The sequence below is a fragment of the Kitasatospora sp. NPDC058243 genome (assembly GCF_042882025.1).
Classification (GTDB): Bacteria; Actinomycetota; Actinomycetes; order Streptomycetales; family Streptomycetaceae; genus Kitasatospora.
In genome coordinates this window covers 38,261-65,231 of record NZ_JBHVWW010000040.1, presented here as the reverse complement: position 1 = coordinate 65,231, position 26,971 = coordinate 38,261, and the positions used below count along the sequence as shown (strand labels likewise).

Here is a 26,971-nt window from a genome sequence, read left to right as displayed (position 1 = left end):
TCAGGAGGAGGGTGCTGCGGGGGGTGCTTCGGCGGGTGCTTCGACTCGTGCTTCGGCTCGTGTTTCGAGGCGTGCTTCGCGGCGTGCGTCGGGCTGCCCGAGCCAGGTCCGGGCGAGGGACTGGACGGTGGAGCCGTCCGGGTCGGCGAGTTTGGCGGCCAGGTAGTCGGCGGCCCACTGGTTGGCGGGCACGCGGAAGGGCGGCCGGTCGGCGAGCAGGGTCCGTACGACGACCTCGGCGACCTCCCGGGCGGGCTGGCCGGCCGACTCCCAGCCCTGGCCGCCGACCCAGTCCAGGTAGCCGGCGAAGGTGGGCGCGTACGGGCCGGAGGCGGCCTGGATGGTGCCGCGGTCGATGTCCGGGAAGACCCCGAACCGGGTGTCCGGGACGTAGCCGGGCACGACCACCGAGACCTGGACGCCGTGCGCCGCCGCGACCGGGGCGAGCGCCTCCAGGAACCCCTCGACGGCGAACTTGGCGGCGCAGTACGCCTCGTTGAACGGCTGGCCGACCACGCCGTGCACGCTGCCGACGGCGACCAGGCGGCCTGCGGAGGCCCGCAGCAGCGGCAGCGCGGCCCGGCTGACGGCGGCCACCCCGAAGAAGTTGACCTCCAGGTTGGCCCGCAGCGCCGCGTCGGTGGACATCTCCAGGGTCGGGTCGGAGTTGGAGACGCCCGCGTTGTTGACCACGGCGTCCAGCCGCCCGTACGTCCGGGCCACGCCGTCCAGGCAGGCGGCGATCGAGCCGGGGTCGGTGACGTCGAGGCGGCGGACGTCCACGGTGACGCCGGCGGCCTCGGCGGCCCGCCGGAGCTCCCCGGCGCGGCCGGGTTCGCGCAGGGTGGCCACCGTGCGGTACCCGGCCCGGGCCGCCGCGACGGCGGTGGCCAGGCCGATGCCGGAGGACGTCCCGGTGATCAGCAGGACCTTGCCGTCGGCGTTCACATTGCGCACGGCGTTCCCGGCGTTCCCGGCGCTCGCGTCGCTCACGACGCGCTCTCCGCGAGTTCCCCGGGGGCGGCGGCCTCGCGCCCGGCGGCGTCCAGCAGCGGCTGGAGGCCGAGGGCGGGGAGGAAGGAGCAGGCGGCCAGCAGGGTGCCGCCCGCCATCACCGCCCGGGCCGCGTCCAGGATGCCCAGCGGGCCGGTGAGCAGGGTGACGGCCAGGCCGCCGACCAGCGCGGCGAGCGGGATCACGCCCCAGGTGACGGTCCGGAAGGCGGCGTGCATGACGCCCTGGTTGCGGGCGGTCATCCGGGCCTGCCGGGTGGGCGCGCTGCACACGTTGATGCAGGACATGAAGAATCCGTAGCAGCCCATGGTCACCGCGATCACCGGCCCGGGCGGCAGTGCGGGCGCGGCGAGCAGGCCGAGGCCGGCCAGGCAGTGCAGCAGCAGCGACCAGGCCATCGTCCGCCCCAGGCCGAACCGCCGGCTGAGCCGCGGGGCGACGAGGGCGCCGACCAGCGCGCCGAGCGCGGCCACCGACATGGCCGCGCCGAAGGCGCCGACCGTCACGCCCAGGCCCCGGTAGGCGAGGACGGGCAGGACGGTGACGAAGACCGGCCCGCCGCAGTTGAGCGTGACGGCCGCCAGCACCACCCGGCGCAGCACCGGGTCCGCCCAGTTGAGCCGGAAGCCGAGGGTCAGCCGCTCCCGGATCGAGCCGTCCTCGACCGTCCGCTCGCCCCACGGGCTCATGTACCGGAAGCAGACGGCCGAGACCAGGTAGCTGGCCGCGTCGACCAGCAGGGCGGCCACCCCGAGCGCGCTGTACAGGGCGGCGGCGATGGAGGGGCCGGCGACCTCGGCGACCGAGCCGCTGCCCTCCAGCCGGGAGTACGCGCGGACCATGCCGTCCTCGGGCACCACGGCGGGGACGGCGACCAGGTAACCGACGTTGAAGAAGATCGTCGCGCCGCTGATCACCGCCACGCAGCCGAACAGCAGCGGGGTGGACAGCACGTCGAGCCAGTACGCGAGCGGGATCGCCGCCACCGCCGCCAGCCGGACGAGGTCGCAGCCGAGCATGGTGCGGCGCTTGTCCCAGCGGTCGACCAGCACTCCGGCGACCGGCCCGAGCAGCGGGATGCCGAGGTACTGGGCCATCGCCACCACGCCGACCTGGAGGGCGGAGGCGTGCAGGACGAAGATCATCAGGGTCGGGACGACGAACACGGTGACCTTGTCGCCGACCAGGCTGACGGTCTGCCCGGCCCAGAACAGGTCGAAGCCCCGGCCCAGCGGCGCCGGCCGGACGGGCGCCGCCCCGCCTCCCGCCGGGTCGGACGCCGCCCCGCCTCCCGCCGGGTCGGACGTCACCCCGCCTCCCGCCGGGTCGGACTTCACGCGCCCTCCCGCAGGACCAGCCCGGCGGTCTTGCCGGTGCGGCCGTTGCTGATCAGCTCCTCGACCGGCCGCACCCGGAAGGACTCCGGGTCGTGCTGGAAGGCGGTGCTGAGCGTGAAGGTGGCGGCGAACAGCTCCTTGCGCAGCCGCTCGGTGTCGGGCGCGGCGCCCGTCCCGCCGGTGAGCAGCAGGACCTCCACCCCGGTGGCCCGGCCGCGCTGTTCGGTCAGCACCACCTGGGCCCGGGCCACGCCCGGTTCGCGCTCGGCCCGGGCGATCAGCTCGGCCACGTCCAGCCCGAGGCCGCGGACCTGGACGACGCTGTCGCGCCGGCCCAGCACCCGCATCGCCGGGCCGGGCCTCCCGCACGGGCAGTCGGTCAACTCGCCCGCGTCGCCGGTGCGGTAGCGCAGCACAGGATTGAGCATCTCGGGGTTGAGGGTGGTGAAGTCGAGCAGGCCGTCGGTGTCGGCGTGGACCAGCTGGTCGGGCAGCGGGTGGAAGGTGTCGGCCGGGCAGTCGGGGGTGTTGGTGGCCGCCACCCAGGTCTCGGTGCTGCCGAACATGCCCCAGCGCTGCGCCTCGGGCGCCACCACGGCGAGGTCCTCGGCGAGTTGGGGCTGCCAGGCCTCGCCGAGCCACAACACCTTGCGCAGGGAGGGGAGTCGGATGCCGGCGGCGCGGGCGTGCGCGAACCAGAGCCGCAGCACGCTGGGCGTCCCGCCGATGGCCGTCACCCGGCGCGCGGCCAGGAAGGCCAGCCAGTCGCCGTACTCCTCGGCGGCGACCGAGCCGAGCGCGATGATCCGGCAGCCGGAGAGGTCGGCGAGCGCGGCGGCGAGGAAGTGCGCGCCCCACATCCGGCCGGCGCCCCAGGCGTTGACGAAGACGTCCGTCCGGTCGAGCGGCTGCCAGTGGGCGTGCACGCCGGCCATGTAGAAGCCGGTGGGGGCGTAGCCGACCTGGGGGGCGCCGGTGCTGCCGCCGCTCTGGAACAGCCAGGTGGCGGCCTGGTCGGCGGCGGGCTCCAGGTGGGCGAGGGCGGTGTTGAGGTCGTCCTTGGCCAGGGGCGGGAGCGTGGCGAGCCGGTCGAGGGTGTGGACGTTGACGTGGCTGGCGTAGCGCGGGGCCAGGGCGGGGACGCTGCGCAGCCGCTCCAGGGTGCGCCGGGCCACGTGCAGGCGGGGCACGGCGGTCTCGGGGGGCAGGGAGAAGGAGGCGGTCATCGGGAGTCCGTCCGGGGGTCGAGGGATTGGGTGTGGGAGGGGCTGTGGGCGGGGCTTCGGGTGGGGTCGAGGGTGAGCGGGCGGGCGCCGTCCGCGAGCCACTTGGCATGGCCGTCGCGGTAGGCGGCGAAGCGGGCGCGGGTGACGTCCCGTTGGAGGGTGCGGTCCGGGTCGGTGAGGTCGGGGGCGATCACGCCGTCCGGTTCCAGTTCGGAGAACCAGTACCGCTCGCCGTCGTACAGGAAGTCGACGCAGAAGAACGGGATCGGCAGCCGCCCGGCGAACCAGGCGGTGGCGGCGGCGAGTTCGGGCGGCACCGGGGGGAACTCCATGTCGCCGCCCCGGCTGGCATTGGCGACCGGGGAGCCGGGCTCCGGGGTCCGCTTCATCACCGCGTACGGCTCGCCGTCGACGACGTACACCCGGTAGTCGATCGTGCCGTCGCCCAGGTAGGGCTGGACCACCAGCGTGGTGTCGCCGCCCTGGGCGAGGCTGGCCAGGCCCCGGACGTCCTCGGGGCCGCGGGCCAGGTTGATCCCGCCGCCGCCGCACCAGCCGGCGGGTTTGACGATCGCGGGGTAGGTCATGTTCCGCAGGCCCACCTCGTAGCCGTGCTTGCTGATGTCCCGGCCGGTGCCGATCCGCACCGTCGGGATGGTCGGCACCGGGGAGCCGCCCAGGAACAGCAGGGTGGCCAGCTTGTCGTTGCCGATCAGCGAGACCTGCGGCGGGAAGGGCAGGTAGAACCCGGCCTGTTCGAGCACCGCGTACAGCGCGTACTGGTTGAAGACGTCCATCGACTGGTACGGCAGCGAGTAGAGCGCGGTGATGAACAGGGTGTCCTCGGGGGTGACCGGCTCGTCGTCCACGTAGACCCGGGGGCGGCCGGGCCCGGTGGCGTCCACCGTGACGGCCTCCGGGGCGTGCCTGGTCCAGCGAAGGCCGAGGTCGGCGGCGCTCTCGGCGTAGAGGTCCCAGAAGAAGCCGTGCCACATCGCGGCCATCCGGGAGGACTCCCGGTCGGGGAAGATCCAGCACAGGCGGCGCAGTTCGCCGTCCCGGGGAGGGGCGGGGCTCGGGTCGGGGCTCGGGTCGGGGCTCGGGGCAGGGCTCGGGCCGGGGCTCGGGTCGGGGGTGCTCATCGCGCTCCTCGTGCGGTGGACGGCCCGGACCACCAGCGGCGGCCGGTCTCCGGGAGGGTGTCCACCGGGTCGTAGTAGGGGTGGCGCCGGTCGAGCGGGGCGTCCTGGCCGCCGTCGCCGCTCTCCAGGCCGGTGCGGTAGTTCTTGGTCCAGTACGAGATGCCGAGCTCGCGGTCGTAGGCCACCGCCTGGTGCACCCAGCGCTTGCCGACGTGCGGGACGTCGCAGACCAGGCGCGGGGTCGCGTAGCCGGGCAGGTAGCCCATGATCGCCTCCTGGAGGCGCTGCGCCTGGTGCAGCGGCGTCCGCCAGTGTTCGGCGCCCGGGATCACGTCGCAGAGGTAGAAGTAGTACGGCAGGATGTTCGCCTCGCCCTGGAGGGCGAAGCACAGGTCGAGCAGGTCCTCGGGGGTGTCGTTGACGCCCCGCATCAGCACGCCCTGGTTGCGGACGTCCCGCACACCCGCGTCCAGCAGGGCCCGGGCCGCCTCGGCGACCAGCGGGGTGACCGAGCGCACGTGGTTGGCGTGGGTGTGCACGGCCAGGTTGACCGCGCGGCGGGCGGCCAGTTCGGCGACCCGGGCCAGGCCGTCCAGCAACTGCGGCTGCAGCCAGTGCTGGGGCAGGCCGACCACGGCCTTGCTGGCCAGCCGGATGTCCCGGACGGTGCCGAGGTCCAGCAGCCGCAGCAGGAAGGACTCCAGCCGGGGCCAGGGGACGTTGGCGAGGTCGCCGCCGGACAGCACCACGTCGCGCACGGCGGGGGTGCGCTTGAGGTAGTCGAGCATCTGCTCCTGCCGGTCGGCGGGGCGCAGCAGCAGCCGGGTCTTTGCCACCTGGGGTGTCGAGGTGCCGACCAGGTCCATCCGGGTGCACTGGCCGCAGTACTGCGGGCAGGTGGCGGTCAACTCGGCCAGCACCTTGGTGGGATAACGGTGCGTCAGACCTTCGACGGCCCACATGTCCGCCTCGTGCAGCGAGTCCCGTTCGGCCCGGGGGTGGCTGGGCCAGTGCGGGTGCCGGTCGGTGCGCACCGGCAGCATGTAGCGGCGCACCGGGTCGGCCAGGAACGCCTCGGTGAAGGCCTGCGGGTCGGCCGGGGCGTCCGGGGCCATGGTGTTCAGCAGCTGTGGCGGCAGCAACATCGGCATGGTGGCGAACCCGGCCTGGTCGGCGGCGAGTTCCTGGTAGAAGTGGTCGGAGAGCCGGTCGCCGACGACGGCCCGCAGCTGCCGGGCGGTCTTCACCGAGTGGGCCCGCTGCCACTGGGCGTCGCGCCACTGCGCCTCGGTGACGTGGCGCCAGCCCGGCAGCCGCCGCCAGTCCGGCTCGACCAGCGCCGTCCGCGCGTACGTGTACGGCTGGCGGATCACGGGGTGGTCCATGGCCGGCTACTGGCCGGCGGAGGGGGCGGTGGAGGGCCCGGCTTGGGTGCCGGTTCGGGGCTCGGTTCGCGGGTCGGTTCGCGGGTCGGTTCGCGGGTCGGCTTGGGGGTCGGCTTGGGGGTCGGTGAAGAGGCCGGCGAAGCGGGTGCGCAGCTCGCGCTTGAGCACCTTGCCGGTCGGCCCGAGCGGGAAGTCCTGCGGCGTGCGGGCGATCCGGACGGCGGCGAGCGCGGCCAGCCCGGCCGCGGCCAGCGCCTTGTTCGCCGCGTCCTGCACCTCCTCGGCGCCGGCCCCGGCGGCCCCTCCGGCCCCGGCCTGCAACCGGACGACGGCGACCGGGCGTTGGCCCTCGCCGACCGCCCCGGGGACGCCGACCACCGAGCAGTCCTGCACCAGGTCGGCGCAGTCGGCGAGCAGCACCTCCTCGATCGGCAGGCTGTAGACCGGGCCGTCGGTGGTGTCGATGACGTCCACCGTGCGGTCGAGGTGGTAGAACCGGCCGTCGGACGCGCGGCGGGCGACGTCGCCGGTGAGCCAGTAGCCGGCCAGCTCGAAGCTCTCGGTCAGCCGCCGGTCGTGCCAGTAGCCCGGGGTCCGGGAGGGGCTGACCACGCCGAGCAACCCGACCGTGCCGTCCGGGAGTTCGGTGCCGTCCTGGTCGAGCACGGCGGCCTTCAGGACCACCTCCAGCGGCCTGCCGACGCAGCGGTCGTCGCGGGCGCTCTCCGGGGTGGTCACCTGGCCGAAGAGCGCCATGCCCATCTCGGAGGAGCCCAGGCCGTCGACGAACTGCGAACCGGGAAGCGCGGGTTGGTCGGCCCGGTCCTGCGGCAGCAGCCAGGGGCGGATCAGCCCGGCCGGCCGCTCGCCGAGCGTCACCAGGCGGCGGATGTGCCCGTGGTGCGCGCTGTCGCCGGTGTTGAACCAGGAGTGCACCCGGGCCGCGCCGCGGACCGGGAGGTCACCGGTGGCCAGCTCGACGAAGGTCCGGGGGAAGGAGGCGACCATGGTCGGCTGGAAGGCCTCCATCACCGGCTCGACGACGGCGCGCCGCCAGTCGGACATCACCACGGTGGGCAGGCCGAGCAGGGTCGCGGTGAGGAAGTAGCTGAGCCCGCCGGCGTGGGTGTGCGGCATCAGCGACATCAGCCGGTCGTACGGCTCGGCGGGGAAGCGCTCCATGCGTGGCTGCTTGCCGTCCCAGAACTGGCGGTGCGCCAGCATCGTGGACTTGGGGGTGCCGGTGGTGCCGGAGGAGTGGATCAGCGCCACCACGTCGTCCGGGGCGTGCCGGTACGGGTGGCCGGCGGGCAGCTCGACGGCGTCGGCGTCGAAGGCCTGCACCTCGGCGGCCAGGGCGAGGAAGCGCGGGCGGCGGCCCGGGTCCTCGCGGTACGCGGCGGCCAGCCGGGTGGGGTCGTCGCCGACCACGCCGACCACGCCGACGTGGTCCAGGTAGCGGACCAGCACGTCGTGCCGCATCGCGTCGTTGACCAGCGCGGGGACGGCGCCCAGCGAGGTCAGCGCGAGGAAGTGCAGCAGCGGCTCCAGGCCCTCGCCGACCACGACGCCCACCGGCTCGCCGGGGCGCACCCCGTTGGCGTGGTACCAGGCGGCGTAACGGTCGCGCAGCGCGGCCAGGTCGAGCAGGCTGTGGCCGCGCAGCACGACCTCGCCACGGTGGTCGGTGCGGTGGGTGAAGACGGACGGGACGGCGCGGTGCGGGTTGGCCGCGAGGGCGTGGTCGAGGAAGTTGCCAGCGCCCAGGGCGGGTTCGGTCATCAGCCGCTGTCTGACGGCGAGGGGCGCGATGGAACTGCGGTCGCTCATGGGGGTCTCCCGAGGGGGTACCGGGCGCGGGTTCTCGTGGAACCGGCTCCGGGGAGGGGGAAAGGCGGGGGGAAGGCGGGTGTGCGGGCGTCGGGCGCTGGTTTCAGGCGCGGGCGAGGACGTCGGCGACGACCCGGTGGCCGGAGCGGATCGCGCCCTCCATCAGCCCGAAGTACGCGGTGCTGGTCTCGGTGCCGGCCCAGTGCACCCGGTGGTGCGGCGCGGTCAGCGCCGGGCCGAGCCGCGGCCAGTCGCCGGGCCCCAGCAGGGCGGCGTAACAGCCCTGGCTGAACGGGTCGTTGAGCCAATCGGTGACGTGGCAGGCGGTCGGCTCGGGGAGCATCGGGAAGAGCTGCGCGGCCTGCCCGACGGCCGCCGCGCGTTGCTGCCGCGGGGTGAGGGCGGCGAAGCGGTGCGCCTCGGCGCCGGTGACGAAGCCGGTCAGGACGCCGATGCCGGCCTCGGCGGGGGAGTCGTCCACGGTGGAGAGCAGCGGCCCCCGGGCGTTGACCGACCAGCCGGACAGGCCGTGGTCGCGCCACAGCGGCGCCGGGTAGACCAGGTGGACCTTGACCGCGCAGCCGCGCGCGGTGCGCTCGCCGGCCCGGCGCACCGGCAGGCCGGGCCGGTAGTCGATCGCGTCGGCGAGCAGCGGCGGCAGCGCCATGACGGCGACGTCCGCGCGGTGTTCGCCGCGGTCGGTGTGCACGGTGACGGCGTCGGCGTCCTGCTGGACGGCCCGGACCGGCTCGCCCAGCCGTACCCGGCGGCCCAGGCGCTCGGCCAGCCGCTCGCACACCTGGTGGGCGCCGCCGGCGATCCGGTCCTGCTGGGCGCCGCCGGCGAAGGCGTTGAGGTAGCGCAGGCCGCCGCCGGAGCGCAGGTAGAAGGCGAGGTGGAGGACGGAGATGTCGGCCGGGTCGGCGGCCGTCATCTCGCCCAGGAACAGCGGGAAGAACAGCCGGGCGTCGGGGTGGGTGAGGTGCTGCTCGGCCCACTCGGCGGCGGTGAGGGCGTCCAGGCGTTCGGCGCCGGGGGTGAGCCAGGGCGCCTCCGGCCGTACGGCGGCGGTGAGTTCGGACAGCCGGTCGAACAGGTCGCCGAGCGCGACGCCGTCGAGCGGTGGGAACCGGCCGTCGCGGGTCGCGGCGTCGGGGCCGGGTTCGGCGTCGCTGCCGGTGCCGGTGCCGCCGCCGAGCGCGAACCGGCTGGCGCCGGACATTGTGGTGGGAGTGGTCTTGAGCCCCAACTCGTCCATCATGGCGAGGAGTTCGGTGTGCCGGTCGCCCAGGTAGGCGGCGCCGGCGTCGACCAGGACGCCGGGGGCGGCCTCGATGCCGTGGGTGCGTCCGCCGACTCGGTCCCGGGCCTCCAGGACGGTCACGTCGAAGCCGTGCGCCGCCAGCCCGGTGGCGGCGGTGAGCCCGGCCAGTCCGGCGCCGACCACGACGGCGGTGCCTGCGGGCTGATGGTCGTTGAACTGCTGGTCGTTGAACTGCCGGCCGTTGAACGGGTGGTCGTCGGACGGGTGGTCGTTCATCTCGCGGCCGTGATTCTGCGCGCGAGCGCGGTGGGGGTGGGCGCGAGCAGGAACTCGTCGAAGGTGAGCTCGACGGCGTAGCCGCGCGCGACGGCGCTCAGCACCCGGGTGGCGATCAGCGAGTCGCCGCCGAGGTCGAAGAAGTCGGAGTCGGGCGCCACGTCGTCGCGTTCCAGCACGCGCCGGAAGACGGCCACCAGGTCCTGCGGGGTGGCGGGGGTGGTGAGGTCAGTGCTCAACGGAGGTCTCCTTCGACCTGTCGTGGGCGCCGTAGCGCAGGTGGCAGCCGGCCCGGTCGACCTTGCCGCTGGGGGTGTGCACGAGCCGGGGGACGACGGTGATCCGCCCGGGCACGAGGTGGCCGGGCACCCGGGCCCGCAGGTACGACAGCAACTCGCGGGCCAGGTCCGGCGGGGAGGTGTGCCGGCGTGCCACGACGTACGCGAGCAGCGTGGTGCGGTCGGCCAGAGTGGCACCGGTGACGGCGGCCGCGGTCACCTCGGGGTGGCCGGTGAGGTGCGCCTCGACCTCCGCCGGGTCCACCCGGACGCCGCGCACCTTCAATTCGCCGTCCAGGCGGCCCTGGTGGGTGAGCAGGCCGTCCGGGCCGCGGCTCACCCGGTCGCCGGTGCGGAAGTACCGCTCGCCGTCGACGGTGGTGAACCGGGCCGCCGTCGCCTCGGGCAGGCCGGGGTAGCCGAGCGCGAGGCCCGGCCCGCCGATCAGCAACTCGCCCTGCTCGCCGAGACGTTCGATGACGTGCGGCAGGGCGTGGCCGATCGGTGCGGGGCGGATCGGTGCGGGGCCGATCGGTGCGCGGTGGGCGCCGGGCCCGACCGGTTCGCGGGCGAGCGGTCCGGACAGGTCGACGGCGTGGGTGATCTGGGTGGTCTCGGTGCAGCCGTAGGTGTTCAGCAGCCGGATCCGTCCGGTGTCCAGCCGGGCCCAGTCGTCCAGCCGGGCGGGCTGGACGGCCTCCCCGCCGATCACCAGGAGCCGGACGCAGGGCGGCAGTTCGGCCCGGTCTTCGACGAGGTGGTGGACGAGCTCGTGCCAGAAGGCGGTCGGCAGGTCCAGGACGGTGATCCGCTCGCGCTCGACCATCCGCAGGAAGCGCGGGAACGATCCGCAGTGCGCGTCGGGGTCGAGGACGAGGGTGGCGCCCGCGGTGAGTGCCGGGAGGATCTCCTCGAAGCAGGTGTCCCAGTTGAGCGAGGCGAACTGGAGCACCCGGTCCTGGGGGGTGAGGTGGAAGAGGTCGCGCAGTGCGTGGGCCGTGGCCGCGACGGCCCGGCGGGGAGTGGCGACGGGTTTCGGCTGCCCGGTCGAACCCGACGTGAAGAGAATGTAGGCCGGATGTTCCGGGCCGCTTGCGGAACGGTCCGCCGGAAGGGTTCCGGGCGGTTCTCCGGGGAATTCCGAGAGGGCGGGTAACTCCACTAATCGAGTGCCGAGTTGGTGGTCCGCGACGGCTTCGCCGAGTATCGCCGTGCGGCAGTTCGCGGCCGTCGCCATGGCGTGTCGACGGGCCTCCGGGAATGCCGGATCGATCGGGCAGTACGTACCTCCGGCGGTCAGCACGCCGAGAAGTGCGACCACCGTTTCGGCCGTGTGGACGGCCGGCACGCAGACCGTGCCGGGGTCCGGTCCCAGGCGCCTGGCCAGGGTGTTCGCCAGCTCTGCGAGCCGGCCGTAGTCGAGGGTGCGCCCCCGCTGGACGATCGCGGGGTGTCGGGGATTGCGGCGTGCCATTTTTGTGAACGCGTGGATCAGGTCGGGAGCGACCTGGAGGGTGTCCTGATTAATTGACATGGCCGCCCCAAATGATGCTGTCGAATGCTCATCCGTGCTCGGCGAACGGCGACTCTACCGTCGAACATGCGTGGCGACAATGGATGTTGAGAGCGTTCTTCGAGGGGGGCGTGCTCGACGTGTGAACCCGCCCGAGGGCGTTCGGTCGTTCGAGTAGGGACGGCGCACGCAAGGGCGCGGAGCGGCGTGGGCGAAGGCCCGGCGACATCCCGGTGACGGCGCGTCAGGAGCCGAGCGGGGCCTCCCAGGAGAGCCGGGTGCCGCCGCCCTCGGCGGGCTCGACCGTGAAGGTGCCGCCCACCCGCTCGGCCCGCTCGGCGAGGTTGCGCAGCCCGCTGCGCCGGCCGCCCTCGGGCACGCCCACCCCGTCGTCGGCCACCACCAGGGCCACCCGCCCGGCGAGCGCCCGCAGCGTCACCTCCACCCGGCCCGCCCGCGCGTGCCGGGCGGCGTTGCTGAGCGCCTCGCCGAGGACGGCCACCGCGTGGTCGGCCAGTTCCTGCGGCACGTCGGTGTCCAGCAGGCCCTCCATGCTCAGCCGGGGCGCGAAGCCGAGCGTCCCCTGTGCCTCGGCGACGACGCGGGTGGCGCGGGCGCGCAGGCCCCGGTCGGGCTCGCTGTGGGCGCGCAGCCCGAAGATCGTCGACCGGATGATCTTGATGGTCTCGTCCAGGTCCGCCACCGCGCGGGCGACCCGGTCGGCGGCGGCCGGGCTGTCGATCAGCCGGCCCGCGCTCTGCAACGTCATCCCGGTCGCGAACAGCCGCTGGATCGCCAGGTCGTGCAGGTCCCGGGCGATCCGGTCACGGTCCTCCAGCAGCGTCAGGTGCTCGGCGTCGCGCCGCCGCTCGGCCAGCTCCAGGGCCAGCGCCGCCTGGTCCGCGAAGCCCAGCAGCGGCCCGGTCTCGTCCGGCCCGAAGGCCGGCTGCCCGGCCGCGCGGGCCAGCAGCAGCACGCCCCGCCCGTACCCCGCCCCGGTGCCCAGCGGCACCGCGACCGCCGGGCCCAGCCCGTCGAAGCGCCCCGCCGGGCCCGCCGGGTAGCGGGCGTCGCAGGCCAGGTCGTCGCTGGTCACCGGCGAACCGGAGGCGTACGCGGCGCCCGACAGCGTGCCGTCCACCGGCACCGTCACCCCCAGCCGCGCGGCCGGCGCGCCGCCCAGCGCGACCTCCACCGTCAGCTCCTCCGCCCGCTCCTGCGGACCGTCCAGCGCCACCGAGACGTCGGCCAGCTCGGCGCCGGCGATCTCCCCGGCCCGGCGGGCGATCAGCTCCACCACCTCCAGCCGGGGCGCGCCCGACAGCAGGCTGCGGCTGATCTCCGCGCTGGCCCGCAGCCAGCGCTGGCGCAGCTGCGCCTCCTCGTACAGCCGGGCGTTGTCGATCGCCACCCCGGCCGCGACCGCCAGGGTGGAGATCACCGCCTCGTCGTCGGTGTCGAAGTCCAGCCCGCCTCGCTTGTCGGTGAGGTACAGGTTCCCGAACACCTCGCCGTGCACCCGCACCGGCACCCCGAGGAAGGTGTGCATCGGCGGATGGTTCGGCGGGAAGCCCGCCGAGGCCGGGTGTTCGGACAGCACCGGGCAGCGCAGCGGCTGCGGGTCGCGGATCAACTCGCCGAGGATGCCCCGGCCGGACGGCGGCGGGCCGATCTCGGCGATCTCCTCCTCGGACATCCCCACCGTCAGGAACTGCGACAGCGAGTGCCCGTCCGGGCCGATCACCCCGAGCGCGGCGTAACGGGCGTCCACCAGGTCGGCGGCGGCCTCGACGATCCGGTGCAGCGCCTGGGCGAGGTCCAGCTCCCGGCCGACCGCGAGCACCGCCTCCAACAGGCTGTGCACCCGGTTCTGGGTGCCGCGCGCCGCGTCGATCCGCCACTGGAGCTCCTCCAGCAGCTCGTCCAGGCGCAGCCGGGGCATCCGCGCGCCGCCACCCGCCGCGCTGCCGTCCGCTCCGCCCACCGCTGTCCTCCTCGTACTCGCCCTGGCCCGTCCTCCACCCGCCGCCGGAGGGCGCCAGGTGCCGCCCGATCAGGGCGATTGCCGGATTCACGGTAGTGCCCGGGTGTCGGCACCCCGCACGCCGGGGTGCGCCGTACGCTCCCACGGGCGGGCCTTTCGTCCCGTCGCGGAGGGGCCTGCGGCCTCTGTCGCGAGGCCCTGGCGGACCGCCAGGGTGGGGGAGGAGCGGACGGGCCGTCAGTGCGCACACCGTCCCCGCGCCGCCCCGCCAAGCGCCGACACAGTGGAGGAACCCTCATGACGCCATCCGTCCTGGCCGGGGTCGACGGCTCGCCGGAGAGCACCAACGCCGCCCTCTGGGCCGCCGACGAGGCAGTGCTCCGGGGCACCCCGCTGCGCCTGGTGCACGCCTGGCCGTGGCTGACCGACGGCGTGGCCACCTTCGCCGAGCCCGACGACCTGCCGGCCGCCGCGCAGCGGGTCCTGGCCTCGGCCGCCGACGCGATCCGCGAGCGCCACCCCGACCTGGCGGTGCACACCGACGCCGTCCTGGACGCGCCGGTGGACGGCCTGGTCGCCGCGGCCGCGGACGCTGCCCTCCTGGTGCTCGGCTCACGCGGCCTCGGCGGCTTCACCGGGCTGCTGCTCGGCTCGGTCGGCATGGCCGCGGCCGCCCGCAGCACGGTGCCGGTGGTCGTGGTGCGCGAGCCGGGCGCGCCCGACGGCGCCGGCGACGGCGTGCCCGAGGTACTGGTCGGCGTCGACGCGCACGCCCCGGAGGAGGAGGTGCTCGCCTTCGCCTTCCAGGAAGCCGCCCTGCGCGGAGCCCGGGTGCGGGCCGTGCACGGCTGGGACCTCCCGCCGGTCTTCGGCTACGCCGGCGGAGCCGTGCCGCCCACCGAGATCGCCCAACTGGAGGCGCTGGAGGCCAAACTGCTCTCCCTCGCCCTGGCCGGCCAGCGCGAGCGACACCCGGACACCGCGGTGATCGAGGACGTCCGGCTCGGCGCCGCCCGCGGCCTGGTCGAAGCCTCCGCCGGCGCCGCCCTCCTGGTCGTCGGCCGCCGCCACCGCTCCCTCGACTTCGGCCCCCGCCTCGGCCGCGTCGCCCACGCCGCCCTCCACCACGCCCAGTCCCCAGTCGCCGTCATCCCCCACCCCTGACCAACGCCCCGGCAGCGCCCGCCCGGAAAGCGGGCCAAGGCAACCCCTCACGAGTCCGAACCTCGCACCCTCCGCAGACAGATGGCCCGGACCGCACAGCGGTCCGGGCCATCCGTTGGGACCGGATCACGTCCCGACGGGGGCCGGGGAGTGTCAGGGTGTCGGCGGTTCGGTTGGGCGGGGGCGGGTGCCCGGGGGGAGGACTTGGGCCTTGAGGTGGAGGTCCGGGCTGTGGCGGAAGCCGAGGGTGAAGTCGACCCACTGGCCGGCTCGTAGGGGCGGGGGGTCGGCGATCATCAGGTCGGCGTCCTCCGGGGCCATTGCCAGTTCGCCGCGGCCCGGGATCGGGAGGGCGGTCACCGGCTCCCAGCGGCCTGCGGCGCCCTGGTGGAGGTGTCGCTTGATTGTGATCCGGCCGCCGAACTCCCAGCTGGCGGACGTCAGTTCGTCCGGTACGTCGCCCGGGTTGCGGATCGTGAAGAACGCCGCTGTGGCCGGGGCCGCGCCTGCCGTCGGCAGCAGCAGCCAGCCCGGGCCGGCCTCCACCGGCCGGGGCCGCCCGGCCCCGCCGACCGCGGTCCACCCGGTCAGCAGCACCAGCGTCAGTGCCGCCGCGCCCACCGGCGGGCCGACCACCCGCAGCCGTCCGAGCGCGCTCATCGCCCCGCTCATCGCCGGGCCCCCTTCCGGGCCGTCGAGGTGCCCCGTCCGGGCTGCCAGGTGCGCAGCCGCAGGCTGTTGCCGACCACCAGCAGCGAGCTGAGCGACATCGCCACCGCCGCCAGCATCGGGTTGAGCAGGCCGACGGCCGCCAGCGGGATCAGCACCACGTTGTAGCCGAAGGCCCACAGCAGGTTGGCCCGGATCGTGCCGAGGGTCCGTCGGGCCAGCCGGACGGCGTCCACCACCGCCTCGATGTCGCCGCGCACCAGGGTCAGTCCGGCCGCGCCGATCGCGGCGTCGCTGCCCGAGGCCAGCGCCACCCCGAGGTCCGCCGAGGCCAGTGCCACCGCGTCGTTGACGCCGTCGCCGACCACCGCGACCGTCCGCCCGGCGCCCCGCAGCTCGGCCACCACCGCGGCCTTGCCCTCCGGTGAGGCCGCGGCGTGCACCCGTTCGATGCCCAGCTCGCGCGCCACCGCCCGGGCCGCGCCCGGGCCGTCGCCGGTCAACAGGACGGTCTCCAGCCCCATCCCGCGCAGCCGGTGGAGCGCCCGCCAGCTGCCCGAGCGCAGCGTGTCGCCGACGGTGAGCACGGCCGCGGCCCGCCCGTCCAGCTCGACCACCACGGCCGTGCGGCCGGTGTCCGAGGCGGCGGTGACCGCGTCCGCGAGGTCGGCGGGCAGCGGCTGCGCCGTGCCGTCCGGGCGGACCACCCGTATGCTCCGGCCCTCGACCACCCCGGACACCCCGACCCCGGTGGCGGCCGCGAAGCCGTCCACCGCGGGCAGCGGACCGCAGCGCTCCCGCGCGGCCGCCGCCACGGCGCGCCCGATCGGGTGCTCCGAGCGGTGTTCCACCGCGCCGGCCAGCCGCAGCACCGCACCCTCGTCGAGCCCCGAGTCGAGCCCTTCGTCGAGCCTCGCGTCGAGACCTTCGCGGCGGCCTTCGTCGAGCCCTGCGTCGAAGCCCTGGGCGACCGTCACCGTCGCCAGTTCCATCCGCCCGGTGGTCAGCGTCCCGGTCTTGTCCAGCACCACGGTGTCGACCCGGCGCAGGCTCTCCAGCACCTCCGGGCCGCGCACCAGCACGCCCAGCTCCGCGCCCCGCCCGGTCGCCGCCAGCAGCGCCGTCGGGGTGGCCAGGCCCAGGGCGCACGGGCAGGCGACCACCAGGACCGCGACCGCCGCCGTCACCGCCGCCTGGGGGGCCGCGCCCGCTCCGAGCCAGAAGCCCAGCACGCACACCGCGCCCGCCAGCACGCACGGCACGAACACCCCGGCCACCGCGTCGGCGAGGCGCTGCGCCCGGGCCTTGCCGGCCTGGGCGTCCGCCACCAGTGCGGTGATCCGGGCGAGTTGGGTGTCGGCGCCGACGGCCGTCGCCCGTACCACCAGCGCGCCGCCGACGTTGACGGTCGCGCCGGCCACCGCGTCCCCGGGGCCGACCTCCACCGGCACGCTCTCCCCGGTCAGCAGGCTCAGGTCGAGCGCCGAACCGCCCTCGACCACCACCCCGTCGGTGGCCACCCGTTCGCCCGGCCGCACCACGAACTCCTGCCCTGGCAGCAGCAGTTCGATCGGTACCAGGCGCTCTTCGCCGGTCCCGCCGTCCCGGACGCACACCTGCTTCGCGCCGAGTTCGGCCAGTGCCCGCAGCGCGGAGCCGCTGCGCCGCCGCACTCGGCCCTCCAGCAGTCGCCCGGCCAGCACGAACAGCGGCACCCCGACCGCCGCCTCCAGGTAGACGTGCGCCGCGCCGCCGCCGTCCGCGGTCAGCGAGAACGGCATCCGCATGCCGACCTCCCCGGCGCCGCCGAACACCAGCGCGTACGCGGACCAGCCGAAGGACGCCACCACCCCCAGGCTGACCAGGGTGTCCATGGTGGCCGCCGCGTGCCGCAGCCCCTGCCAGGCCCGGCGGTGGAACCCGGCCGACCCCCAGGTGACCACCGGGACGGCCAGCGCGAAGCAGACCCACTGCCAGCCGGGGAACTGCAGTGACGGCACCATCGACAGCACCACCACCGGGACGGCCAGCAGCGTCGTCACCAGCAGTCGCCGGCGCTCCGCCGGCTCCTCGTCCGGCAGCCCGACGCCCGCCCCTGCGGGCGCCAACTCGGCGGTGTATCCCGCTCGTTCGACGGCTGCCACCAGCTCTTCGGCCGGCACCCCGGCCGGGTGCAGCACCCGGGCCCGACCGGTCGCCAGGTTCACCCCGGCCGTCACTCCGTCGATCCGGGCCAGCCGCTTCTCCACCCGGCCCACGCAGGCAGCGCAGGTCATCCCGCCGACCGCCAGATCGGTGCTCACCAGGGCCCCGGCGTCGGCCCCCGCGACCGGGCTCATCGCATCCCGCCCATGTCGTGCCCGCCCATCCCGGGCGCCCCGGGCGACGCGCCGCCCCCGGGCGTCAGCCCGGGAGACACCGGGCCCGCCTGCCGTCCCACCGCATACGCCACCACGAACACCACCACCAGCAGCAGGGCGAACCCCGCCAGCACACTCAAGGGCCGGACACCCGGCGACTTCGCACTCACCCCCCAGCAGTCGGACGGCGGGCGCGGTTGGTTCCCGTACGGTCCGAACCGGTGGGGAGCGCCCTGGCACCGCGGGCCCGGCGGGACCCGTACGGCAGGCTCCGGGCCCGGATTAATTCGGATGACGCACCCGATGTGACCAGGTAACGTCCGGGACGGCGCCTCCCGATGCGCTGGGTCCCGGCTACTACCCGTCAACTAGGTGCCGGTGCCCGTGGTCGGTTCCGGGAGGCGCCCATACGCGTTCGGCCCCGGGGCCGTTCCGGCCCGTGACCCGGGTCATGGCCCGGGGTCCGGGCGAATCCGCCCTCTGTCGAATCTGATCGTCATAAGATCTCTTCGTGTGCCGAAGACCGGCACCCGGCCCGGCCGCGCGAGCTCGTGCGGCCGGACGGATGGTCAACGCAGCGGGGAGTAGCGATGACACGTACGGGGAAGCGGATGCTGGCCGCAAGCGCGGCCGCGCTGGCGGGGGTACTGGCGGTCGCCGGGACGGCCTCGGCGCAGCCGGGCCCGGCTGCGGTCCAGAGCGGTATGGGGACGGGGGAGATCCTGCCGTACCCGGGGGAGACGGGCCTGATCTGGATCCCGGACTGGATCGGCGACGGCGGCGCGGTGACGGCCTCCGTCAACCCCTCGCAGCCCTTCACCGTGGCGGTGGGCTGCCAGGGCGGCGGCTCGGTCCAGGTCCATGTCGCCGGCCTGGCGCCGGCCGACTTCACGGTCCAGTGCCCGGTCGGCGCGACCGGCACCGGCTCGGTGGAGATCCCCGCCCGGCCCGGCCGGGACCTCCTGTTCACGGTGACCGCCTCCGACCAGGCGATCCACTGGGGCATGTACGCCACCCAGGCGGACTGACCCCGCCGCGCGTCCCGGAACGGGTCCCGTTCGGTCCTGCCGCGCGCGCGACGGCACTGAACGGGACTGAACGGGACTGGACGGGACCGGCCCTAACGCCGCACGCTGCGCGGCCCGGTGACCGCCGCGCCCAGCGCGCCGACCCGGGCCCGCAGTTCGCGGTCGGCGGTGACGACCAGGCAGTCCCGGTCCGGCTTTTCGGCCCTGGCCGCCCGGACCAGCTCGACGATCCGGTCGTCACCGCTGCCGGCCGCCGCGACCACCCGCACCTCGGGCAGTCCGTCCACGCCCCGGGCCGCGCCCTCCACGACCAGCACCACCTCCAGCGGCCCGGGCCGCTCCGGCAGGCCCTGCCCGGCGACGGCGACCAGCGCGTCCCGCAGCCGCTCGGCGGCGCCCCGTCGATCCCGCCACCACCCGTCGGGCACCGATCCGACCACGTTGGCCCCGTCCACCACCAGCAGCGGCAGCCCGCCCCGGGTCCCGATCGCGTCCCTGTCCTCCATGGCCTCTCCCACGCCCTTCCTCGTCACGCCTTTCCCAGGGCCGGCCCGGCGAGTGACCGGGCCGGCGGGGCCGCCGGGCGAGCCCACCGGGGCCCCGTCAGCCGGGTGGTGCGTCAGGTGAGGGTGATCCGGATGCCGACGGTGCCGCGCTCGCCGCGGCGCAGGCGGCTGCCGAGCAGGGTGAGCACGCCGAGCAGGCCGTACTTCTGGCGCAGCAGGGTGCGGTAGGCGGCGGTGCGTTCGGGGGAGAGGATCTCGGCGGTGGCGGGGTACTGCTCGCCGGTCGGCCGGCCCTTGACGTCGCAGGGGCCCACCAGGACGTCCGCGCGGTTGCGGATCCGCTTGACCTTCCAGGAGTCGGCGACGGTCCAGACGCCGAGCGCCTCGCCGTCGCGCACCACCCACACCGGGGTCGGCACGGTGGTGCCGTCCTTCTTGTAGGTGGTGACGAGCAGGTAGCTCCCGGAGGAGAGGCTGACGATCCGGGCGAGCCGGTCGGAGGGAGCGGGGTCGGGCGTGGTCATGGCCGGAAGTCTAGGGCGTGCCTGATCATTCCCGCCGGGCGCGCGGCAGGGCGTGCCTGACCAGGGCCCGGGCCCGGCGGGCCAGCCCGTGGTGGCGGTGCCCGCCGAGGGCGGTGGCGCCCGGGTCGGGGAGCGCGGCCGGGTCGGCGGCGAGTGCGGCGCGGCGGCGGGCGGCGGTGCGCGCGGCGGCCCACAGGGCGAGGACGGCGCCGAGTGCGATGGCCGTCCAGGCGGCCGGGGCGAGGCCGGGGTCGTTGCCCCGGGCGGCCTGCGGGTGCGCCTGGCCGGCGATGGCGGCGGGGACGGCGGACGAGGCGGCGCCGGCCCGGCCGGTGATGGTGGCCGGGTGGGCGGCGGCGGTGTCCTCCACCAGTTGCCCGACCGGCTGGACCTTGTCGGCCGCCGCGAAGCCCCAGTCGAGCAGCTCGGCCGCCTCGTCGTAGACCCGGGTCTGGGTGTCGGGGTGCATCACCGTCACCAGCAGGGTGCGGCCGCCGCGCTGGGCGGCGCCGGTGAAGGTGGCGCCCGCGTTGGTGGTGTAGCCGTTCTTGACGCCGATCAGGCCCTGGTACTTGCCGAGCAGCCGGTCGGTGTTGGCGATGTCGAAGCTGGTGCGCTGCCCGGTGAGCTTGTCGAGTCCGCCGGGGAAGTGCGCGGTGCGGGTGGAGCAGTAGGAGCGGAAGTCGGCGTTGCGCAGCCCGGCGCGGGCGAACAGGGTGAGGTCGTAGGCGGAGGAGACCTGGCCGTCCATGTCGTAGCCGTCGGGGGAGACCACCTTGGTGTCGCGGGCTTGCAGGGCTTGGGCGCGGGCCTGCATCTCGGCGACGGTCTGCTGGAGGCCGCCGTTCATGTGCGCGAGGACGTGGACGGCGTCGTTGCCGGAGCTGAGGAAGACGCCCCGCCAGAGGTCCTCGACGCGGTACGGCAGGTCCTCCTTGACGCCGACGAGGCTGCTGCCGGCGCCGACGTTGGCCAGTTCGGCCGTGGTGACCTTGTGCTCCGTCGTGCGGTCGAACTTGGGCAGCACGGTGTCCGCGAAGAGCATCTTCAGGGTGCTGGCCGGGGGGAGCTGGAGGTGGGCGTTGTGGGCCGCGAGGACCTCGCCGGTGCCGGCGTCGGCGATGAGCCAGGACCGCCCGGTCAACGTGGGCGGCAGCGCGGGCGCCCCGGCCAGCGGAGCGACCTGGACGGTGGACTGGCCGAGCCGTTCGCCGCCGATCGCACCGGCGGCGTCCTGCCCGGGGGCGGTCGGGGCGCCGGCGGCGAGCATCAGGGTGGACACCGCGGCGGCCGCCGCCACTCTGCTGACATGCTGTGGCATCTGCTGCACACGGCGAACGTACCCGGGGCGCCGCCGGGCCGCCGCGCCTGCTGCTCCGTCCGGATCCCGGGCGGTACGGCGGTACGGAGGTCCGGATCCCGGGCGGCACGGCGCCGGGACGGCCGGGGGATGGCGCCGGGACGACTTTGGTCATCCCCGGGTCGCGCCGAAAGTCGGATTCCCGGGCGCCGGGAGCTGCCTAGGCTCGGGGTATGAAGACGCTGCTCGGCTATCTCGGTTTCGTGCTGATCCTCGGCGGCGGGTCCGGCCTGGCGGCGGACTGGCTGGGGGGCTTCCGGCTGTTCGGCTTCGTCCGTTTCCTGGTCCCGGACGGCCATGAGACCGCCGGGTACGCCACTCTGCTGGTGCTCGGCATCCTGCTGGCGATCCCGGCGGCCCGCCGGGGCTGATCAGCGGCTCAACCAGCGGCCCGATCAGCGCTCAGTCCGCAGCCCGATCAACGCCCTGATCAGCCCCCGCCCCCGCCCCCGCCCCCGAGGCCGCCACGCCGTCGAGCAGGACGGCGAGCCCGGTGCGGAAGGCCGCCCGGTCGCGGTCCTGCGGCGTGCCGTCGCCGGCGCCCTGGAGGGCGGTGAGCAGGGGGAAGCGGTCGGTGAAGTCCGGTGCCAGTTCGGCGAGTCGGGCGGATCGGGTGGTCCACCAGTCCTCGTCGGCGATGCCGGTCGCGGCGGCGGCGCCGCGCGATTCGGCGGCCACGGCGGCCGTGCCGCGGACGAACTGCCAGAGCGCCGCGACGACGCCGTGCAGCCGCGCGGGTGCGAGGGCGGCCGGTTGCAGGGCGCGCAACAGGCCTTCCATGGCGGCGAGTTCGGCCGGTCCGAGCACCGGGCGGGCCTGCGAGACCTGGAGGATCCAGGGGTGGCGCAGGTAGCAGGCGTACAGTTCCTCGGCCCAGGAGGTGACGGCGGGGCGCCAGCCGTCCAAGTCTGCGACGTCCAGCCGTAGTTCGCCGAGTGCCCGGTCGTGCATCAGGTCGAGGAGTTCGGCCTTGCCCGGGACGTAGGTGTAGAGGGCCATGGCGGTGCGGCCGAGCCGTTCGCCGACGGCGCGCATCGAGAGCGCGGCCATGCCGTCCGCGTCGGCGACCGCGATGCCGGCGGAGACGATCGCGTCGACGCTGAGGCCCGGTTTGGGGCCGCTGCGCCCGGTGTGCGGTTGCGGTGGTGTGCCCCAGAGCAGGGACAGGGACCGGTGGGCGTCGCCCTGTCCGGCGTAGACGACCATGCAGCAACTCCTTATGGCGTAAAGTATCCTCGGCCGCGACAACTCTTTATGCCGTAAGGTTATCAACCGAAGGGGTTTTTCGATGACACTGCCCGTCACCTTCGTCGAGGTCGTCGAGGTCCGCCGGATCACGCCGCGCACCGCCCGGGTCACCTTCGAGGCCGAGGCCCTGGCGGACTCCGTGGGCGCGGCGCCCGACCAGCAGGTGAAGCTGTGCTTCCCCCGCCCCGGCCAGGCGGTGCCCGAACTGCCCGCGCAGAGCGACGACCCGATGAGCTGGTACCAGGCGTACCTGGCGATCCCCGAGGCCCGGCGCCCGCTGCTGCGCAGCTTCACCCTCCGGCGCCGCCGGCCCGGCACCCGCCTGGTCGAGATCGACTTCGTGCTGCACGGCGACACCGGCCCGGCCGCCGCCTGGGCGGAGCGCGCGGAGCCCGGGCAGCGGCTCGGGATGGTCGGCCCCTCGGCGCTGTACGCCCCGCCGGTCCCGCTCGCCGAGGCCGCCGCCGCTGCCGACTGGGTGCTGCTGGCGGGGGACGAGTCGGCACTGCCGGCGATCGCGACGCTGGTCGAGGCGCTGCCCGCCGGGGTGCGGGCCCTCGCGTTCGTCGAGGTCGCGGACGAGGCCGAGCGGCAGCCACTGGAGAGCCGCGCCGAGCTGGCCGTGCACTGGCTGGCCCGGGGCGGGGCGGCCCCCGGGGTCGTGCTGGCCGGGGCCGTGCGGTCCGCCGAGCTGCCGGCCGGCACGCCGTTCGCCTGGCTCGCGGGGGAGGCGGGCGCGGTGCGGGCGCTGCGCCGCCACCTGGTGGCGGAGCGCGGCGTGCCGAAGCCGTCGATCGACTTCACCGGGTACTGGCGCCACCGGCTGACCCAGGACGACGTGCCCACCGCCGAGGATCTGGCGGACGCCCAGGAGCGAATGGCCGCGGGCTGATCGGGTGCTGATCGCCCGGTGGCCGGGGGATTCCGGCCACCGGGCGGCGGTGTGACCGCCCGCCCGTTCTGTCATGTCCGGTTTCAGAGTGGGTCCGGGGGGAAGGGTGTGTGGCGGTGCTGACGGTGTGTCCCAGGTGGCGGTGGTCCGCCACTGTCCAGAGTTCGCCACCGATTTTTTCCGACCGGGATCGGACAGTTCCGACCGGGTCTGGTCAGCGAAAAGGGGCGGACATGGCCCGATTTCTGCCGTGAATTTTACTTTCTGATGGTCTTTTTTACTTTCTAATGGGGATTTCCCCCCTTGTCGTGGTCGTGTCGGATGCGCTGGAATGCGACCGCTGTCGGGACGCGCGGTCCGGAGCAACCACGCGTCCGACCTGGATCCGCGTACGCCGGGCCGCGCAACCTGACGTCTCATCAGACGAAAGGATGTCCATTGATCGGCTGGCGGAAATCCCAGCTAGCGGCTGCCGTCACGGTCACCGCCGCGTCCATGGTCCTGACCTTCGGGTCCAGTGCCAACGCAGCTCCGCTCCCGGACCCGCAGAACGCCCCCGTGGCGTCCGCGGACGGGACCCCGGTGCCGGTGATCGTGATTCTCAAGGACCAGATAGCGGACGCCCCGGCCGACAGCGGCCACCTCGGCGCCCGTCAGCAGAAGGCCGCGAACGCCCAGGCGCCGCTGCTGGACAAGGTCAAGGCCAACGGCGGCACCGACATCAAGAGCTTCGTGGTCGGGAACGCGTTCTCGGCCACGGTGAGCCCCGCGCTGCGTGCCGCGCTGCTGGCCGACCCGGCCGTCGCCTCGGTCGTCGCGGACGAGCAGGTCACCGTCACGCCGCCGGCCGCCGGCAAGGCCGCGGCCGCGAAGGACGCCGCGGACACCAAGGCCGGCGCCAAGTCGGCCAAGGCCGCCGCCCCGCAGGCCGTTTCGGGCAGCAACGGCCAGGGCGCCGAGCAGAACGCGACCAACACGATCTGCCCGTCCGACCCGTCCCAGCCGCTGCTGGAGCCGGAGGGCCTCTACTCGACGCACGCCGTCGGCGCCGACGGCAAGCCCGGCGCGGCCGACCTGGCCACCGGCAAGGGCGTCAAGGTCGCCTACATCGCGGACGGCCTCGACCCGAACAACCCGGACTTCATCCGGGCCGACGGCTCGCACGCGGTCGTCGACTACCAGGACTTCGCGGGCGACGGCGTGAACGCGCCGACCGGTGGCGCGGAGGCCTTCGGCGACGCCTCGGCGGTCATCGCCCAGGGCCGCCAGGTCTACGACGTCTCGAAGTTCGTGAACGCCTCGCGCGGTCTGCCGGCCGGCTGCAACATCCGCATCCGCGGCCTCGCCCCGGACGCCTCGCTGGTCGCCCTGCGGGCCGGCGGCGAGATCATGTCGAACTCGTCGATCCTGCAGTCCATCGACTACGCGGTCTCGGTCGCCAAGGTCGACGTGCTGAACGAGTCCTTCGGCGGCAACGTCACCCCGGACAGCGGCGCGCACGACACCATTTCGCTGTTCAACGACCAGGCCGTCAAGGCCGGTGTCACCGTCTCCGTCTCCACCGGCGACGCGGGCATCAGCGGCACCATCGGCACCCCGGCCACCGACCCGAACGTGATCGCGGTCGGCGCCTCCACGGACAACCAGAACTACCAGCAGACCGGCTACGCGGCCGCCCAGTTCTCCAACAAGACCTGGAGCAACAACCGCATCTCCGCGCTCTCCTCGGGCGGCTTCACCCAGGCCGGCCGCACGGTCGACCTGGTCGCGCCGGGCGAGTCGGACTGGGCGCTCTGCTCGCCCGACACCAGCAAGTACACCGACTGCACCGGCTTCAGCGGCCAGGGTTCGCCGATCCAGTCGTTCGGCGGCACCAGCCAGGCCGCGCCGTTCGTCACCGGTGCCGCGGCCCTGGTCATCCAGGCCTACCGCGACACCCACAACGGCCAGTCGCCCGCCCCGGCGCTGGTGAAGAAGTTCATCACCGGCACCGCCCAGGACCTCGGCGTCCCGGCCGAGGAGCAGGGCGCCGGCCTGCTGAACGTCCGCGCCGCCGTCGAGGCCGCCCGCGGCTACCACGCCGGCTCCGGCGCGTCGGACAGCAAGACCGTCGTCGTCACCACCGGTCAGGTCGACATCGCCGGCAACCCCGGCTCGACCCACACCGCCGACGTGACCGTCACCAACACCAGCTCCGCCCCGCAGACGGTCAGCGGCGCGACCCGCACCTTCGTGCCGCAGTCGAGCAACCAGCAGACCGTCCAGCTGGACACGGCCTCCACCGACACCTTCAAGTACGCCACCAACGGCGCCACCTGGGTGCAGAAGCAGGTCAAGTTCACCGTCCCGGCCGGCGCCGACCGCCTCGCGGCGTCGATCGCCTGGCAGGGTGCGGCCAGCCCGGTCACCAACGGCTCCGTGGTCCGCATGACGCTGCTCGACCCGTCGGGCCGCTTCGAGACCAACACCCGTCCGCAGGGCGGCGCCACCCCGGCCGACTTCGGCCTGGTGGACGTCCCGCACCCGGTGGCCGGCGAGTGGACCGCCGTCCTGTACACCCCGGCGGGCAAGGCCGGCTACAACGGCCCGGTCCAGCTGGGCACCGCCACCCAGCGCGCGGTGCCGGCCGGCGCCGTCAGCCCGAGCGTCGCGGACCTGAAGCCGGGTGAGACCAAGACCCTCAAGGTCCAGCTCACCACCCCGGGCACCAGTGGCGACTCCAGCCAGGCGATCACCGTCGCCAGCTCCAACGGCACCGCCACCAGCGTTCCGGTCGTGCTGCGCAGCCTCGTCCCGGTCAACCAGGGCAAGGGCACCTTCACCGGCACCATCACCGGTGGCAACGGCCGCAACGCCTCGCCGACGCAGAGCTTCGCGTACGCCTTCGACGTCCCGAAGGGCCAGAAGGACCTGCGGGTCGGCGTCACCGTCGCCAAGGACCCGAAGCTGCTCATGCAGGGCGCGCTGATCAGCCCGAACGGCACCCCGATCGACATCGAGGGCAACGGCCTGCTCGACGCGCAGGGCAACCTGACCGGCACCACCGCCGGCGTCTCGGCCACCACCGTCAACCCGGCCGCCGGCCGCTGGCGGTTCGTCCTGAACGTGCTCGGCCCGGTCAGCGGCCAGGAGCTCGCCCAGGACTTCACCGGCACCGTCGCGTTCAACCAGAACGTCGCCACCGCCGCCGGCCTGCCGAACGACCCGCACGCCAAGCTGGCGGCCGGCAAGCCGGTCACCGTCCAGGTGAACTACACCAACAACACCGTCGCCACCCAGAAGATCTCGGCCGACGGCCGCCTGGACCGCCGCACCGACCTCCCGCTGGTGCCGCAGGGCGCCTCCGCGACGGTCACCCTGCCGCTGAGCCTCACCTCCGCGGTGCCGTCCTTCCTCGTCCCGCCGGGCACCGACCAGCTGAAGGCGGTGGCGGCCTCCTCGACGCCGGCCCACCTGGAGCTGTCCGGCACCACCGGCTCGCCGGACCTCTTCGGTGACCTGAAGAAGGCCCAGGACGGTTCGACCATCTCGGTCGTGACCGACAACGGCAGCGCGTCGCAGCCGGTCCTCCCCGGCGTGTGGGGCACCTTCCTGCAGCAGGTCGGCCCGTTCGGCACCGCCGGCGCCCCGGCCGGCACCGCCACCATCACCGCGACCGCGCACACCCAGGCGTTCGACCCGGCGCTGACCTCCAGCACCGGTGACCCGTACGCCCTGGCGGTCAACGCCTCGGCCCCGGCCGCCAACCCGGTGACCGTCCCGTCGGGCGGCAAGGGCTCGCTCCAGGTGACCGTCACTCCGACCGGTCCGAAGGGCAGCACCGTCCACGGCGTGCTGTACCTGGTGTCCGCCCCCAGCTCGGTGGCGACCGCCAACAACACCCTGGGCACCACCGGTTCGGTGCTCGCGGCGATCCCGTACAGCTACACGGTGAACTGACCTTCCATCACCACGCCGAGGCCGTCCCGGAG

General features: G+C 74.7%; 21 protein-coding genes. 5 read left to right on the top strand and 16 right to left on the bottom strand.

What is annotated here, in order from left to right; genetic code table 11:
• The 10 genes from ACFVX9_RS24620 to ACFVX9_RS24575 all read right to left on the bottom strand — a co-directional run bounded on the left by ACFVX9_RS24620 (position 1) and on the right by ACFVX9_RS24575 (position 13,207).
• A complete protein-coding gene (locus ACFVX9_RS24620; protein ID WP_387983479.1) occupies positions 1–993 on the bottom strand; it encodes an SDR family NAD(P)-dependent oxidoreductase in 993 nt (330 codons plus the stop codon).
• Positions 990–2,351, bottom strand: a complete 1,362-nt coding sequence (locus ACFVX9_RS24615; RefSeq protein WP_387983477.1) for an MFS transporter — start codon at positions 2,349–2,351, stop codon at positions 990–992. Before ACFVX9_RS24615 ends, ACFVX9_RS24620 begins: the two co-directional genes overlap by 4 nt.
• Entirely contained in the window at positions 2,348–3,577 is a 1,230-nt protein-coding gene (locus tag ACFVX9_RS24610; RefSeq protein ID WP_387983475.1) for a phenylacetate--CoA ligase family protein, read from the bottom strand. Before ACFVX9_RS24610 ends, ACFVX9_RS24615 begins: the two co-directional genes overlap by 4 nt.
• A complete protein-coding gene (locus tag ACFVX9_RS24605) occupies positions 3,574–4,719 on the bottom strand; it encodes a RimK family alpha-L-glutamate ligase (RefSeq protein ID WP_387983473.1) in 1,146 nt (381 codons plus the stop codon). Before ACFVX9_RS24605 ends, ACFVX9_RS24610 begins: the two co-directional genes overlap by 4 nt.
• Complete coding sequence (locus tag ACFVX9_RS24600) at positions 4,716–6,104, bottom strand: KamA family radical SAM protein (protein WP_387983472.1); 1,389 nt, start codon at positions 6,102–6,104, stop codon at positions 4,716–4,718. The genes ACFVX9_RS24605 and ACFVX9_RS24600 overlap by 4 nt, the downstream gene beginning before the upstream one ends.
• A 6-nt stretch (positions 6,105–6,110) precedes the next feature.
• Positions 6,111–7,934 carry a class I adenylate-forming enzyme family protein gene (locus tag ACFVX9_RS24595; RefSeq protein WP_387983471.1) on the bottom strand — a complete coding sequence of 608 codons (1,824 nt, stop codon included), beginning with the start codon at positions 7,932–7,934 and terminating at the stop codon, positions 6,111–6,113.
• Positions 7,935–8,037: 103 nt separating this feature from the next.
• Entirely contained in the window at positions 8,038–9,474 is a 1,437-nt protein-coding gene (locus ACFVX9_RS24590; protein ID WP_387983469.1) for a flavin monoamine oxidase family protein, read from the bottom strand.
• Positions 9,471–9,713 carry a phosphopantetheine-binding protein gene (locus ACFVX9_RS24585; RefSeq protein ID WP_063346173.1) on the bottom strand — a complete coding sequence of 81 codons (243 nt, stop codon included), beginning with the start codon at positions 9,711–9,713 and terminating at the stop codon, positions 9,471–9,473. The genes ACFVX9_RS24590 and ACFVX9_RS24585 overlap by 4 nt, the downstream gene beginning before the upstream one ends.
• Positions 9,703–11,286 carry an amino acid adenylation domain-containing protein gene (locus ACFVX9_RS24580; RefSeq protein WP_387983467.1) on the bottom strand — a complete coding sequence of 528 codons (1,584 nt, stop codon included), beginning with the start codon at positions 11,284–11,286 and terminating at the stop codon, positions 9,703–9,705. Before ACFVX9_RS24580 ends, ACFVX9_RS24585 begins: the two co-directional genes overlap by 11 nt.
• 223 nt (positions 11,287–11,509) lie before the next feature.
• Positions 11,510–13,207: a GAF domain-containing sensor histidine kinase gene (locus ACFVX9_RS24575; protein ID WP_363373498.1), complete on the bottom strand. Its 1,698-nt coding sequence runs from the start codon at positions 13,205–13,207 to the stop codon at positions 11,510–11,512.
• Between the two features lie 339 nt (positions 13,208–13,546).
• Between ACFVX9_RS24575 and ACFVX9_RS24570 the strand changes: the two genes are divergently transcribed.
• Entirely contained in the window at positions 13,547–14,413 is an 867-nt protein-coding gene (locus ACFVX9_RS24570) for a universal stress protein (protein ID WP_380487588.1), read from the top strand.
• Positions 14,414–14,566: 153 nt separating this feature from the next.
• Here the strand turns inward: ACFVX9_RS24570 and ACFVX9_RS24565 are convergent, their stop codons facing one another.
• The gene (locus ACFVX9_RS24565; RefSeq protein ID WP_387983465.1) at positions 14,567–15,085 is read right to left on the bottom strand and encodes a copper chaperone PCu(A)C; all 519 of its coding nucleotides are present in this window, start codon (positions 15,083–15,085) and stop codon (positions 14,567–14,569) included.
• The gene (locus tag ACFVX9_RS24560; RefSeq protein WP_387983463.1) at positions 15,082–17,421 is read right to left on the bottom strand and encodes a heavy metal translocating P-type ATPase; all 2,340 of its coding nucleotides are present in this window, start codon (positions 17,419–17,421) and stop codon (positions 15,082–15,084) included. The genes ACFVX9_RS24565 and ACFVX9_RS24560 overlap by 4 nt, the downstream gene beginning before the upstream one ends.
• Positions 17,422–18,032: 611 nt before the next feature.
• Here ACFVX9_RS24560 and ACFVX9_RS24555 point away from each other — a divergent pair.
• Complete coding sequence (locus ACFVX9_RS24555; RefSeq protein ID WP_387983461.1) at positions 18,033–18,470, top strand: hypothetical protein; 438 nt, start codon at positions 18,033–18,035, stop codon at positions 18,468–18,470.
• A gap of 92 nt (positions 18,471–18,562) precedes the next feature.
• Here ACFVX9_RS24555 and ACFVX9_RS24550 read toward each other — a convergent pair whose 3' ends face one another.
• The 3 genes from ACFVX9_RS24550 to ACFVX9_RS24540 form a co-directional block, all read right to left on the bottom strand.
• Positions 18,563–18,976: an NTP pyrophosphohydrolase gene (locus tag ACFVX9_RS24550; RefSeq protein WP_380482769.1), complete on the bottom strand. Its 414-nt coding sequence runs from the start codon at positions 18,974–18,976 to the stop codon at positions 18,563–18,565.
• A 113-nt stretch (positions 18,977–19,089) separates the two neighbouring features.
• Positions 19,090–19,500 (bottom strand): PPOX class F420-dependent oxidoreductase, encoded by a 411-nt coding sequence (locus ACFVX9_RS24545; RefSeq protein WP_380482771.1) that lies wholly within the window; start codon positions 19,498–19,500, stop codon positions 19,090–19,092.
• 25 nt (positions 19,501–19,525) lie between these two features.
• Positions 19,526–20,821 carry a D-alanyl-D-alanine carboxypeptidase family protein gene (locus tag ACFVX9_RS24540; RefSeq protein ID WP_380482849.1) on the bottom strand — a complete coding sequence of 432 codons (1,296 nt, stop codon included), beginning with the start codon at positions 20,819–20,821 and terminating at the stop codon, positions 19,526–19,528.
• Positions 20,822–21,033: 212 nt separating this feature from the next.
• Here ACFVX9_RS24540 and ACFVX9_RS24535 point away from each other — a divergent pair, with 212 nt between their 5' ends.
• Complete coding sequence (locus ACFVX9_RS24535) at positions 21,034–21,231, top strand: hypothetical protein (RefSeq protein ID WP_363373336.1); 198 nt, start codon at positions 21,034–21,036, stop codon at positions 21,229–21,231.
• A 31-nt stretch (positions 21,232–21,262) separates the two neighbouring features.
• On the opposite strand, the gene ACFVX9_RS24530 is transcribed toward ACFVX9_RS24535, so the two are convergent.
• Positions 21,263–22,066 carry a TetR/AcrR family transcriptional regulator gene (locus ACFVX9_RS24530; RefSeq protein WP_380482773.1) on the bottom strand — a complete coding sequence of 268 codons (804 nt, stop codon included), beginning with the start codon at positions 22,064–22,066 and terminating at the stop codon, positions 21,263–21,265.
• 82 nt (positions 22,067–22,148) lie between these two features.
• On the opposite strand from ACFVX9_RS24530, the gene ACFVX9_RS24525 reads away from it, so the two are divergent.
• Positions 22,149–23,000, top strand: a complete 852-nt coding sequence (locus ACFVX9_RS24525; RefSeq protein ID WP_380482775.1) for a siderophore-interacting protein — start codon at positions 22,149–22,151, stop codon at positions 22,998–23,000.
• A gap of 588 nt (positions 23,001–23,588) precedes the next feature.
• Positions 23,589–26,939, top strand: coding sequence for a S8 family serine peptidase (locus tag ACFVX9_RS24520; protein WP_387983459.1), 3,351 nt, complete (start codon positions 23,589–23,591; stop codon positions 26,937–26,939).
• The last annotated feature ends 32 nt before the right edge of the window (positions 26,940–26,971 follow it).